11 protein-coding genes are annotated in these 12,438 nt (G+C 47.7%); 4 read left to right on the forward strand and 7 right to left on the reverse strand.

The features are described 5' to 3' along the window. Nucleotides 1-2,773 (forward strand): hypothetical protein (locus tag QZ147_RS05415; protein ID WP_295147899.1); only part of this gene is annotated, 2,773 nt, incomplete at its 5' end. A gap of 200 nt (nucleotides 2,774-2,973) precedes the next feature. Here the strand turns inward: QZ147_RS05415 and dnaJ are convergent. Further along, nucleotides 2,974-4,077, reverse strand: a complete 1,104-nt coding sequence (gene dnaJ / locus QZ147_RS05420) for a molecular chaperone DnaJ (RefSeq protein ID WP_295147901.1) — start codon at nucleotides 4,075-4,077, stop codon at nucleotides 2,974-2,976. A gap of 121 nt (nucleotides 4,078-4,198) precedes the next feature. Here dnaJ and QZ147_RS05425 point away from each other — a divergent pair, with 121 nt between their 5' ends. From QZ147_RS05425 to recR, 3 genes are read left to right on the forward strand one after another with little or no spacing between them, the layout of a single operon-like run. After that, on the forward strand, nucleotides 4,199-4,870 hold the full coding sequence (locus QZ147_RS05425) for a response regulator transcription factor (protein ID WP_295147903.1): 672 nt from the start codon (nucleotides 4,199-4,201) through the stop codon (nucleotides 4,868-4,870). Then, on the forward strand, nucleotides 4,867-6,123 hold the full coding sequence (locus tag QZ147_RS05430) for an ArsS family sensor histidine kinase (protein ID WP_295147906.1): 1,257 nt from the start codon (nucleotides 4,867-4,869) through the stop codon (nucleotides 6,121-6,123). The genes QZ147_RS05425 and QZ147_RS05430 overlap by 4 nt, the downstream gene beginning before the upstream one ends. Continuing rightward, nucleotides 6,120-6,689: a recombination mediator RecR gene (recR, locus tag QZ147_RS05435; RefSeq protein ID WP_295147909.1), complete on the forward strand. Its 570-nt coding sequence runs from the start codon at nucleotides 6,120-6,122 to the stop codon at nucleotides 6,687-6,689. Before QZ147_RS05430 ends, recR begins: the two co-directional genes overlap by 4 nt. A gap of 171 nt (nucleotides 6,690-6,860) precedes the next feature. Here recR and QZ147_RS05440 read toward each other — a convergent pair whose 3' ends face one another. From QZ147_RS05440 to gatA, 6 genes are all read right to left on the reverse strand, one after another. Then, nucleotides 6,861-7,418, reverse strand: a complete 558-nt coding sequence (locus QZ147_RS05440) for a DNA-3-methyladenine glycosylase I (protein ID WP_295147912.1) — start codon at nucleotides 7,416-7,418, stop codon at nucleotides 6,861-6,863. A gap of 193 nt (nucleotides 7,419-7,611) precedes the next feature. Further along, nucleotides 7,612-8,415 (reverse strand): carbon-nitrogen hydrolase family protein, encoded by an 804-nt coding sequence (locus QZ147_RS05445; RefSeq protein ID WP_295147914.1) that lies wholly within the window; start codon nucleotides 8,413-8,415, stop codon nucleotides 7,612-7,614. Next, nucleotides 8,408-8,596, reverse strand: a complete 189-nt coding sequence (gene xseB, locus QZ147_RS05450; RefSeq protein ID WP_295147916.1) for an exodeoxyribonuclease VII small subunit — start codon at nucleotides 8,594-8,596, stop codon at nucleotides 8,408-8,410. Before xseB ends, QZ147_RS05445 begins: the two co-directional genes overlap by 8 nt. After that, entirely contained in the window at nucleotides 8,593-9,702 is a 1,110-nt protein-coding gene (locus QZ147_RS05455; protein WP_295147919.1) for a homoserine O-acetyltransferase, read from the reverse strand. The genes xseB and QZ147_RS05455 overlap by 4 nt, the downstream gene beginning before the upstream one ends. Beyond that, the gene (gene guaB / locus QZ147_RS05460; RefSeq protein WP_295147922.1) at nucleotides 9,702-11,150 is read right to left on the reverse strand and encodes an IMP dehydrogenase; all 1,449 of its coding nucleotides are present in this window, start codon (nucleotides 11,148-11,150) and stop codon (nucleotides 9,702-9,704) included. Before guaB ends, QZ147_RS05455 begins: the two co-directional genes overlap by 1 nt. A gap of 3 nt (nucleotides 11,151-11,153) precedes the next feature. Continuing rightward, on the reverse strand, nucleotides 11,154-12,437 hold the full coding sequence (gene gatA, locus QZ147_RS05465) for an Asp-tRNA(Asn)/Glu-tRNA(Gln) amidotransferase subunit GatA (protein ID WP_295147923.1): 1,284 nt from the start codon (nucleotides 12,435-12,437) through the stop codon (nucleotides 11,154-11,156). Nucleotide 12,438 lies beyond the last annotated feature (1 nt).

Consider the following 12,438-nt stretch of genomic DNA (forward strand, 5'->3'; position numbering starts at 1 on the left):
TAGCCTATCTTGCGCGCTAGGCGAGCTGCAAAGCGCCCAAAAAGAGCAATCTTTGCTGCGAGATACGATGCTCGCGCTCGTAAACGAACAAAGCCAAAGCGTAAAATATATTTTTGAAAATTTAAACCGAGACGCGGCGTCGCTAAATAAGGCCAGAGCCGAAACTAATAAAGCCGCGCAAGCGCTAATTTCCGGGATCGCCAAAGGCTCGGCGCAAGGCGAACAGCTAATGCAAAGCATCAAAGACATCCGCGCGAACGTAGAAAAATATAATCCTAAGCTAGATGCTTCGTTTTTTACGTTCTTTGAACGAATAAACGCACTGATGTCGCAAAACTACGCAAATTTCGCCGACAAAAATTTACCCAGCGACGCTAAAATTTTCGCCTTTGCGCTAAGCTCGGTCTACGACGATTTAGCCGAGCTAAATCTCTCCCGCGCTCACGTCGCGCAAACTATCGCGAGCGGCGATACGCTATCAAAAGACGGCGCGCTAAAATGGCTAAATTTTATTCCTTCGCAGATAAAATTTAATTTACCCGCGCTAGGCGTATTAGGCGAGATTAACGCGCTTAATCAAAGCGAAAAAAGCGCGAAAATTTCAAACGAACTACGAGCGATGAAGGATAAAATTTCAGCCCTAACGGGTAAAATTTCATACGAAGACATCGTTAAAATCGATGAAATTTCAAAGCAAAAATTTTTGGTATTTTTAGAAGCGGCGGACATCGCCGAGCGCAAATTTAAACAAATCGTACAAAAAGAGCGGCTAGACGCGGTTACGGCGCTGGTTATTTTATCGCTGGCGGCTTTATGCCTAATTTACTGCGCGGTAAGAACGTATCTAAATTTCGCCGATTTTTCGCGAGTAAAGGCGAAATTAGCCGCGGCGAAAAACGAAATTTTAAGCGGCGAGGAAAATTTAACGGACGAGGAAATAGTCGAAAATTTAGCCGCGTTTTACCGAAATATAGCCGCTAGAAATAAAAAAATGAGCGCGTTTGAGAACATTAAAAATACCTATCTCGGCAAACTAGCAGACTCTTACGAGCGAATTTACGCGCAAAACAGGCAAATGCTCGCGCTTTTAAGAGAGAGCTGCTCTACGCCCGAGCAAATTCGCGCGATAAATATTTTAGACGAAAATAGCGCGTTTTCGTCGCTAAATTACGAAAATATAAAAAACGTCCTGCAAATAGAAAATAAGGATTTAACGCTAAATTTAAGCGTTTTCAATCCGCAAATTACGTTTCAAAGCGTACTTGAATCAAAAGCCGCTCAGGCCGCGCAAAAGCAAGTAAACTACGTTACGTTTTTAGACCCGCGGCTTAACCGCAAACTAGAAGGCGACGAGAGCAAAATCCGCGTGATCTTATTTAACGTTATAAACGCCGCTCTATCGCAGTGCAATCAATTTTCAAAGCTCGTAGTAGAGATTAAAAGCGCGGCTAATTCATTGCGCCAAGACGCGGCTGGTATTAGCGTAAGCGTGAGAAATAACGCAAACGCAATGAGCGAGGCGCGCGTAGCGGCGCTGTTAGATCCCTCGCTTAAATGCGAAGGCGCTAGCGAAAATTTGCAGCTTTACGTAAGTATCGCCGATATGTATTTAAAGCTTATGGGAAGTAAAATTTCAATTAGCGCCGCTCAGGGCGCCGGAAACGAATTTTCGTTCGTATTAAGGCTGGACGCGAAGGGCGAGACAGAAAAATTTAGCGTGGACGGCGATGCGTTAGTAGGCTACGTAAACGATACAAGCGCGCAATATAATAGATTTATGAATGCGACGCTAGAAGGGTTAGGCGTCAGATACGAAACTATTTCAAGCGCCGAAGATACGCGAAAATTTCAAAAATACGCCCTCGTAATAATGCGCGAAAGCAATGATGCTAGCGCGACGGCTAAAAATCTAGTCTGGATAAAAGATCCACTAACGCCAGCGCGCCTAGCCAGTAAGCTCTCGCAAGAAGCTATCCGCCGTAGCTTGCGAACGATAAGCGCAAAACCGCAAATTTTAATCTACGACCCGAACGCGGCGGTTTTAGAGATGATAAAATACGCGTTTAGCGGCTTTGACGCGGAACTTACGTGCGCGAGCGGTTACGAAAAGGCGCTTAGTGAGGCGGCTAGCGAAAAATTCGCCGCTATCTTTGCGGACTCGGGAGCGAGCGAGGATTTGAGCGCGCTAAAACGAAACGCGCAAAACTCCGCAACGCCGATGATAGCGACGTTTTCAAACACTAGCGGCGAGGCCGCGGACGCGCGGATATTCGCAGAGCGTATCAAAAAGCCGATAAACCCCAAAATTTTGGGCGAAATTTTGGGCAGATTTATTAAAAATTTCGGCTCTTTCGTTAAAAAAGAGGGCGAGCTAATTAAAAGCCGAGAAATTTTGCTCTGCAAAAAATCAAGCATCGAAAATAAAATTTTCGAGGGCGCGCTGCTCGAATTTAAGGACTCGTTAACCGTAGCGCAAAGCTTCGGCGAAGCGCTAGACCTGATCGGACGAAAACCTTTCGGACTAGCGCTAATAGACGGGGACTGCGAGGGGTTTGAGCTAGGGGCGTTTACCGGCGCGCTAGATAGCGCGAGGGCGGCGTTTAACGCGGATATTAAGGCTTACGTTTTTAGCGACGAAGCGCTAAATTTCGGGAATAAAAAATACGTCAAAATCCTATCGCCTAGCGTGAGTAAAGCGCAACTATCCAAAGTAGTAAAACAGGAGTTCGGTTATAAATCAAGAAGTAGCGCGGCGCAATTAACGGCCCGTTAGGCAAATATCTTTAAACTCACACGCTCTTTTAAAATTTCCGCCGTGATCTAAAAACAATCGCTTATCTTTTTATATTTAAATTTCGGCAAATTTTCGGATAAAAATTTACCGACGCAGGCGCGCCCTTTTAAAAGCGAAATTTCGCGATGCCCGCAAATAAACCCTAAAATTTCGCCGAATGCGCAAACCGAAAGCAAAATCTACTTAAACCAGCTTTTTATTTTATCAAATACGCTCTCGTCGGTATTTACGCTCTTGCCGCTTTGTATACCGAAGCTCTCTTGAAGCTTAGTTAAAAGCTCTCTTTGTTCGTCCGTTAATCCCGTAGGCGACTGAATTGAAATTTGCACGATTAGCCTACCGATCCGGCTTGAATTTACGACTTTTACGCCTTCGTTATCAAAGACGAATTGCTGCTTATCCTTCGCGCCTACCGGTAATTTTAGCTGCGTTTTGCCCCGAAGCGTAGGCACTTCTATGCTTTCGCCCAAAGCCGCTTGCGTGAAAAATACCGGAATTTCGATATACACGTCCTCGTTGCGACGCACGAAATGCTCGTCATCTTTTACGTCTATACTTACGTAAAGATCGCCCGCATCGCCGTTTGCGCCTATGTTGCCCTTGCCGCTAACGCGCATCCTCATACCGCTGTCGACGCCTTCCGGGATCGTGATTTTTAGCGTTTGAGCTTCCTCTTTGTAGCTTGCGCCGCCGCATTTTGGGCATTTATCTTTTATCGTTTCGCCGGTGCCGCCGCAGTAAGGACACTCTTGCACGAAGCTCATAAATCCTCTGCTTTGCGCGATCCTGCCTTTGCCGCCGCAATGCTTACACGCATGGGTTTTACCGTCTTTGCTGCCGGTGCCTTTGCACTCGTCGCACGGCACTTTTCGCGAGTATTTTATCTCTTTTTCGCATCCGAAAATCGCTTCGTTAAACTCTATTCTAATCGGAATTTCAAAGTCTATCGGATACTTTTCGCCGCCGCGTTTGCGTGAACGCGATTCGCCGCCGCCGAAAAAGGAGTTAAAAATGTCCGAAATATCAAAATCCGCGCTAAACCCGCCGAATCCGCCTTGTCCGTTTAGCCCCTCTTTGCCGTATCGGTCGTAAATTTGACGCTTATTATCGTCGCTTAAAACCTGATACGCTTCGTTTACGAGTTTAAATTTATCTTCCGCGTCTTTATCTCCGGCGTTTCTATCGGGATGATATTTTAAGGCGAGTTTTCGGTACGCTTTTTTAATTTCCTCGCCGCTTGCGTTCTTTGAAATTTCTAACACTTCGTAGTAATCTACTTCCACGATCGTTCCTAATTAAGCTTATTTTAAATCCGCGATTTTACCTAACATTTTCTAAAATTTAGGCAAAAATTTAATATTTTTGCGTATAATCGCTCAAATTTTAAACGAGAAAGGCGCAAAGATGATTAACGTTTTAATGATCGAAGACGATGCGGAATTCGCGCAGATACTATCCGAATACCTTGATAATTTCAATATAAAAGTAACGAATTTCGAAGACCCTTATTTAGGATTAAGCGCGGGCGTTAAAAATTTCGATTTACTTATTTTAGACCTTACGCTTCCCGGTATCGACGGGCTAGAAGTCTGCAAAGAAATCCGCAGTAAATACGACATTCCTATCATCATTAGCTCCGCTCGCAGCGATATTAGCGACAAAGTCGTAGGATTACAGCTAGGCGCGGACGATTACCTGCCTAAGCCTTACGATCCCAAAGAAATGTACGCGCGCATAATGAGCCTAATCCGCCGCTATAAAAAAAGCAGCGAAACACAAGAAGAGGTCGTAGACAGCGCGTTTAGAATAGACGATAAGCGCCACGAAATTTACTTTAATAACGAGACTTTAACGCTAACGCCGGCCGAATACGAAATTTTAACCTATTTAATCAAGCAACACAGCTTCTCCGTATCCAGGGAACAGCTGGTTTATAACTGCAAAAGTTTAAAGGATAAGGACTCAAAGAGTTTAGACGTTATCATCGGACGCCTTCGCACGAAGATAGGCGATAGCTCCAAAGCGCCTAAACATATATTTTCGGTTAGAGGAATAGGTTATAAACTCATCGGATGAAGCATTCGATCGCTACCAAGACGACGGCGATATTCGCCATCGCTTTTTCGTTAATGTGCGCGCTGTTTTTTACGTTTGCGAATTTGCAGCTAGAAACGGCGCTCGAAAAGCTCCGCGATAAGCATATAAGCGCGATAAATTATCTTTTAGCGCTTTACGAGCGGGCTAATCCCCCGCAAGATTTAAGCGTTTATTTTAAAAATTTCGGACTTGAATACGTAGGCAATAAAAATTTGGCCACCGCCGTAGCCAAAAACGGCGAAAGCGTATACGACAAGCGCACTCCGCTAGGCGAGGTGCGGTCGATGAAATACAAAAACGATCTTTACTTGCTCATTAAAAATCCATCCTTTCAGCTGCTATTAGAAAGTAACGACGCAAGACACGTAAACGACCCGCTTTGGATCGGCTTTATCGTGATTTGCGCGCTTTTAGCCTCGCTTTACGTCTCGATGATTAGAAGCCTATTGCCGCTTAGAAAGCTAAGCCGCGATATTAGAAAATTCGCTGCGGGAAATATGGACAGCTCGTCTTACCAAATAGCCAGCATAAAAGGGCAAGACGAAATAAGCCAGGTAGCGATGGAATTTAACAACGCCGTAGGCAAAATTCGCGACCTCATCCGCTCGCGCCAGCTATTTTTGCGCGCGATAATGCACGAGCTAAAAACGCCCATCGGCAAGGGCAGAATCGTGTCTGAAATGATACCAAACGACACGCAAAAAATGCGTCTAATTAACGTTTTTGAGCGGTTAGAAATGCTAATTGCCGAATTTAGCAAGGTCGAGCAACTGTTGTCTAAAAGCTATTCGCTTGATTATCAAGAATGCCATTTTTCGCTGATTTTAGAACAGGTGCAAGACATGCTTATGTTAGATCGCTTCGACGAGCGCGTAAACGTGCAGATTAAAGACGACGTGCTCGTACGCGTGGATTTCCAGCTTTTTAGCCTTGCGATCAAAAACCTAATCGATAACGCTCTAAAATACGCCGACGATAAAAAAGCCGCGCTTATATGCGACGCGGACGGCATTACTGTTAAAAATTTGGGCAAAAAGCTCACCCATCCGATCTCGCATTATATGCAAGCCTTCGTTCGCGGCGACAAGACTAACGCCAGCAGCGGCATGGGACTTGGACTTTACATTATAGAGCAAATCTGTCAGATGCATAAATTCGGACTCGCATACGACTATAAGGACGGCTATCACTGCTTTAAAGTCGTCCTAAATCCCGCGGAAAACGCCAAATGAAAGGGCTTGAAAAATTTAACGAGCTGACGCAGGCGTTTAGCAAGTTACCTGGCGTCGGGAAAAAGTCCGCGGCCAGGTTCGCTTATTTCGTCAGCCTGCAAGATACCTTCGGCGGGCTAAAACTTGCCCAATGTATCGAGGACGCCGTAAGATTTATCAGGCGATGCGAGCGATGCGGCGGACTTAGTGAGAACGAAATTTGCGACATTTGCGCCGACGCTAGCCGAGATAAAAGCAAAATTTTGATCGTAGAAATGCCAAAAGATATTTTAGTTTTCGAGCAAAACGGCATTTACGACGGACTTTACTTCGTGCTAGAAAATATCGACGAAAGCGCGGTAAATAGGCTACGCGAGACCATCTTGCAAAACGGCGCGACGGAGGCGATTTTCGCTTTTACGCCCGGGCTTAACTCCGATGCGCTGATGCTTTTTATCGAAGATAAAATTAAGATCGAAGGGTTAAAATTTAGCAAGATCGCGCAAGGCGTACCTACCGGCGTAAGTCTGGAAAATATCGATATGCTCTCGCTTTTAAAAGCGCTCGAAAGCAGGACGAAGGCGTAAATTTCTAAGGTGCGCCTAGCTAAAATAGCCGCCGAAATTTATCGCTTTTAATCGCCGCTCAAACCCGGTTGTTCGCATTGACCGCGCCGACGCGAAATTTTAGCGCAGATGGACCGCGCGGTCGTTAAACCGAAATTTTAATATTAAAATGCAAAAGGCGGCGTGCGTAATTTAACGTTCGCGTTTAAAACAGCTTACCAAATGATCGTCTACCGCTCCCATGCTTTGCAAAAACGCATACGCCGTGGTAGAGCCGAAAAACTTAAACCCGCACTTTTTCATATCTTCGGCTAGCGCATCGCTCAGCGGCGTAGTCGCGGGCACCTCGCCCACGCTCGTCCAGTTATTAACTATCCGCCGCCCGCCCGTAAAACGGCATAAATACGCGTAAAAGCCGCCGAATTCGCGCTTGATAGCCAAAAAAGCCTTGGCATTTGCCGCGAGCGAGGTTAGCTTCGCGCGATTTTTAATTATCCCCTCGGTTTGCATCAGCGCGTCTATTTTCGCACCGTCGTACTCTGCTAGAATTTGCGGGTCAAAGCCGTCAAACGCCGCTCTCATCGCTTCGCGCTTTTTTAACACGACGTGCCAGCTAATACCGGCTTGCATGCTTTCTAGCACGATCATTTCAAAAAGTTTGCGATCGTCCGTCTGTAACTCGCCCCACTCGTCGTCGTGATAAGCGCGGTATAAATCGTCTTTCTCGCACCAAGGGCAGCGTTTTTTCATGATTTTCCTTTATTTTTCGGCGTATACGTTTCGCCGATAACGTAAAATTTTTTTAAAAATAAAATAAGCGGCTTAAAAATTTTATGAGGCGGACGCGCAGGCGCCGCGTAAGCGGAAAGTCCTGCGAATTTAAGCGCGACTTTCGCATACGGACTCGAAACGGCTAAGTAAAAAATGTAAAGCAAAAGGCGCGCTAACCGCTAAATTTAGCCCCCAGCGCGTTAAACCCCCATAGGTTCCTAGCGCTTGAAAGCTCTTTTTTGTTCGGTTCTACTATCATCATCTCCTCGTTCGCTCCCAGCCGTTCGCAAATTTCGCCGAAAGGATTAATCAAAAAGCTATCGCCGTAAAAGCTCCACTGCTCGCCGTTTGCGCCTTTTTGCTTGTAAGCGCCGATGCGATTTACGCGAAGTACGTAGACGTTGTGGGTAAAAGCGCGCATTTTTAGCAGCTCTTCCCAGCGCGCGTGCGTCTCGAACGTGCTTGCCGTAGGCACTACGACTAGATCGACCTTTTTACTCGCCAAAGCCTGCCAGCACGCGTCAAAATGCGCTTCAAAGCCGCTTACGACGCCTACTTTGAGCTTGTCGCAGTTAAACGTCAAAATTTCGCCGCCGCTAGCCTCGTTCGCGTAAAATTTCGCCTCGTTCCAATGCGCGTAAGGCATCAAAATTTTCTGTTCGCAAAATTTACTCTGAGCGGGGCCAAATTTAGCCAAAAATTTTACCGGCTTGCCCGCGCGCACCGATACGACGGGAGCTACGACGGTTAGGTCGTATTTTTTAGCCAGCGTGCTTATGCTTTGCTTTTTTTGCTCGCTTTGAGCTTTTATCATACCCATAGGCATGGTTTCAAGCTCTTTAAAAAAGCTGTTTAGTACGTATTCGCCAATCGCCACGAGTTTTACGCCCTTATCCGCGCAAATGCGAAAATAAAAATCCAGCCTTGCATCGCTCATAGGCAGCGTAGGCAGCTGTAAAGCGCAAATTTTACTCATCGGCTTGCTTTATTATTAGCTCGGCGCGTTCTAAAATTTCGCGCGCCTCTTCGATTAGCTTTTTGCCTCGCTCGTGTAGCTCGACGCTTTGTTCCAAGCTGACGCTCGGGTCGTTTAGTTTGGCTAAAATTTCGTTTGCCTGCTTTACTTTTTCCTCAAAATTTTGCGCGTTCTCGCTCATTTTTCTAAAATTTCCTTTACGTATTTATCGAATTTATGCGTCTCGACTAAAAACGCGTCGTGTCCGTAGTCGCTATCAATCTCTATATATTCGCAAAGATCCGTGCGCCCCGTAGCCTTAAAAGCGTCGTAAATCTCGCGCATGCAGCTAGGCGGGAAGAGTAAATCGCCGCTAAACGCGATCAGATAGAGTTTGGCGCGAATCGGAGCCAACGCATGCGCTAAGTCGTCGTAGTGGCGAGTGCAGTCAAAGATATTCATCATCTTAGCGATATAAAGGTAGCTTAGCGGGTCAAAGCGGCGCGGGAAGTTATAGCCGTTGTATTCGAGGTATCTGTCGATCTGAAATCGCCCCGTAAGCTCGTAAAGTCCGTCCGTCTCGACGTAGTTTCGCCCGAATTTACTCTCCATCGAGCTAGGGCTTAAAAAGCTAATGTGCCCCGCCATCCGTCCGAACGCCAGCCCGTCTAGTCCGCTATTTGCGATGTCCTTAGGGTCGTATTGTCCGTTTTTAAAATTCGGGTCCCTTAAAATCGCTTCGATACCTATTTTATTAAACGCGATCGCCCACGCCTTGGTCTGATAAGTGCTAGCCATCATAACGACGTTTTTAGCAAACCGCGGAAACTCTATCGCATAGCAAAGCGCCTGCATTCCGCCCAGGCTGCCGCCGATCACCGCGTGCGCGCCGTTTATGCCTAACTTTTCAAATAGCCTAATCTGCGCCTTTACGACGTCGCTAATAGTAAGCACGGGAAAGCGTAAACGATACTGCCGCCCGGTGCTAGGCTCGGTGCTAAGCGGGTTGGTCGAGCCATAGCAAGAGCCTAGAATACTAACGCAAATAACGAAAAATTTATCCGTATCTACGCCCTTGCCGCTACCTATTAACGCATCCCACCAGCCGGCTTTATCGTCGCTTTTTTCGTATCTGCCCGCAGCGTGGCGAGAGCCAGTTAACGCGTGGCAGACGACGATAACGTTGCTTTTATCCGCGTTTAGCTCGCCGTAAGTCTCATAAGCCAGCTCGAACTCGGGCAGTATACGACCGCTCTCTAAATAAAGCGGTTCGTTAAATTTTAGCTTTCCGGTGCGTAAATTTAGCACTAATTTACTTTGTAATTAGGCGCTTCGTGAGTAATAACTACGTCGTGGACGTGGCTTTCTTTTAATCCGGCGCTTGAAATTTCGACAAATTGCGCTTTTTCTTGCAGCGTATGGATATCTTTCGCGCCCATGTAGCCCATCGAACTTCTAAGGCCGCCTAGCAGCTGATGCACGACGTCTCTTATATTGCCCGCATAAGGTACGCGTCCCTCTATGCCCTCGGGAACTAGCTTATCTTGCGCGGTGCCTTCTTGAAAATAGCGGTCCGAGCTACCCTTAGTCATCGCGCCGATACTTCCCATGCCGCGGTAGACTTTATATTGCCTGCCTTGAAAGGTAATTAGCTCGCCCGGGCTTTCTTCGCAGCCTGCCAGCAAGCTTCCGGCCATTATACTATCAGCCCCCGCCGCTAGCGCTTTGGCTACGTCGCCCGAATACTTTATACCGCCGTCGGCGATTATCGGTACGCCGTATTTTTTAGCCTCTCTGGCGCAGTCGTCGATGGCTGAAATTTGCGGTACGCCCACGCCGGCTACTATGCGGGTGGTGCAGATAGAGCCAGGGCCTATGCCTACTTTTATACCGTCCGCGCCCGCCGCGGCCAGGTCGCTAACGGCGGCGGGATTTGCTATATTTCCCACGACGACGTCTACTCGCAAATTCGCCTTAACCCATTTTAAAGTATCGATAATACCCTTTGAGTGTCCGTGCGCGGAGTCGATCACGATAGCATCCACGCCGGCTTCTACGAGCGCTTTGGCTCTATCGTAGTGTCCTACGCCGATCGCCGCCGCCACGCGAAGACGTCCGTAAGCGTCTTTATTCGCATTTGGATATTCTTTACGCTTTTTAAGATCTTTTATCGTGATTAAGCCCTCTAAATGGCCGCTCTCGTCGATGATAGGCAGCTTTTCTACGCGGTTTTGGCTAAAAATTTTCTCCGCGTCGTCTAGCGTGCAGCCCTTAGGCGCGGTGATTAGCGGCGCCTTGGTCATTCGCTCTTTTACGCGCGTGTTGCGATCGGTCTCAAAGCGCAAATCGCGGTTAGTTAAAATTCCGATTAATATATTTTTGCCGTCTACCACGGGGACGCCCGAAATGTGCAGATCCGCCATTAGATCAAGCGCCTCGCCCACGCTGGCGTCGGGGCTAATGGAAATAGGATCGATGATTACGCCGCTCTCGCTTTTTTTCACGCGGCGCACCTCTTTTACCTGACTTTCCACGTCCATATTTTTATGTATCACGCCGATACCGCCCAGACGCGCCATCATGATGGCTGTGCGGTGCTCGGTGACGGTATCCATCGCCGCCGATACGACCGGTATATTTAGCGAGACGTTTTTACTAAATTTAGTCTGGATATTTACCTCTTTGGGTAAAATTTCGGAGTATTGCGGCACCAAAAGCACGTCGTCGAAAGTCAGCGCTTTTTTGATAATTTTCATCGTCTATCCTTTTATTAAATTTTCCAAACTTAACGCCCCATCGAGCACGCTTTGCTCGTCCCACGCCCTACCGATAAGCTGCGCCGATACGCTTAAATTTTCGCTTACTTTCGCGACCGGCACCGAGATAGCCGGAAGTCCCGCTAGATTTACGCTAATCGTGTAAATATCGCTTAAATACGCCGTTAGCGGATCGCTAAGCGCGCCGAATTTTGGAGCCGCGCCCGGAGCTACTGGCATAAAAATAAGGTCGGCTTCGCTTAAAATTTTCTCGTACTGGGCCTTGATATGAGCGCGCGCTTTTTGCGCTTTAATGTAATACGCGTCGTAATATCCGCTACTAAGCACGAAAGTGCCCAGCAAAATTCGCCTCTTCACTTCTTCGCCGAAGCCTTCCGAGCGGGAATTTACGTATAAATCTTTTAAATTTTTAGCTTCCGCGCGCCTGCCGTAGCGCACGCCGTCGTATCGGCTTAAATTCGCGCTGGCTTCGGCGGTGGCGATGATATAATAAGCCGCCACGTCGTATTTGGAATCTTCAAGATCGCGGTAGATTATCTTATGTCCGTGCGATTTTAGCTTTTCTATGGCCGCTAAAAGCGCGGTTTTAGTTTCGGCGGAGGCGTTATTTACGTAGTTTTCTATAACACAGATAGTTAGCTTTCTCTCGCCGTTTAGATTAGGCGCGGTAGGGGTAAAATTTAGCTCCGCGCTCGTACTGTCCTTGTCGTCGCGGCCAGCGATAACGTCGAATAAAATCGCCGCGTCCTCGACGTTTTGCGCGATCGGGCCGATTTGATCGAGCGAACTGGAATACGCCCCTAGCCCGTAGCGGCTCACGCGTCCGTAAGTGGGCTTAAAGCCTACGCAGCCGCAAAATGCCGCAGGCTGGCGTATGGAACCGCCCGTATCGCTTCCAAGGGCCGCCACCGCAAGTCCCGCCGCTACCGCAGCCGCCGAGCCGCCCGAGCTGCCGCCCGGTACGTGAGCGCGGTTTAGCGGATTTAGCGTCTTGCCGTAGTAGCTGCTCTCAGTCGTGCTTCCCATCGCGAATTCGTCCATATTCGTGCGGCCAAACGGCGCAAGTCCCGCCGCAAGCAGCTTTTCTACGACGGTCGCGTTGTAAGGCGCTACGTAGCCTTGTAAAATTTTAGACGCACTAGTTACCGCCCAACCGCTTACTTGAATGTTGTCTTTTATCGCGATTGGCACGCCGTTTCCAAGCTTATTTAAAGGCTCGTCCGTCAGTTGCTCGACGTATGCTCCCAGCGTCTTATCCGCTAAAATT

Origin of the sequence: uncultured Campylobacter sp. (assembly GCF_905371695.1) — a bacterium.
GTDB lineage: Bacteria > Campylobacterota > Campylobacteria > Campylobacterales > Campylobacteraceae > Campylobacter_A.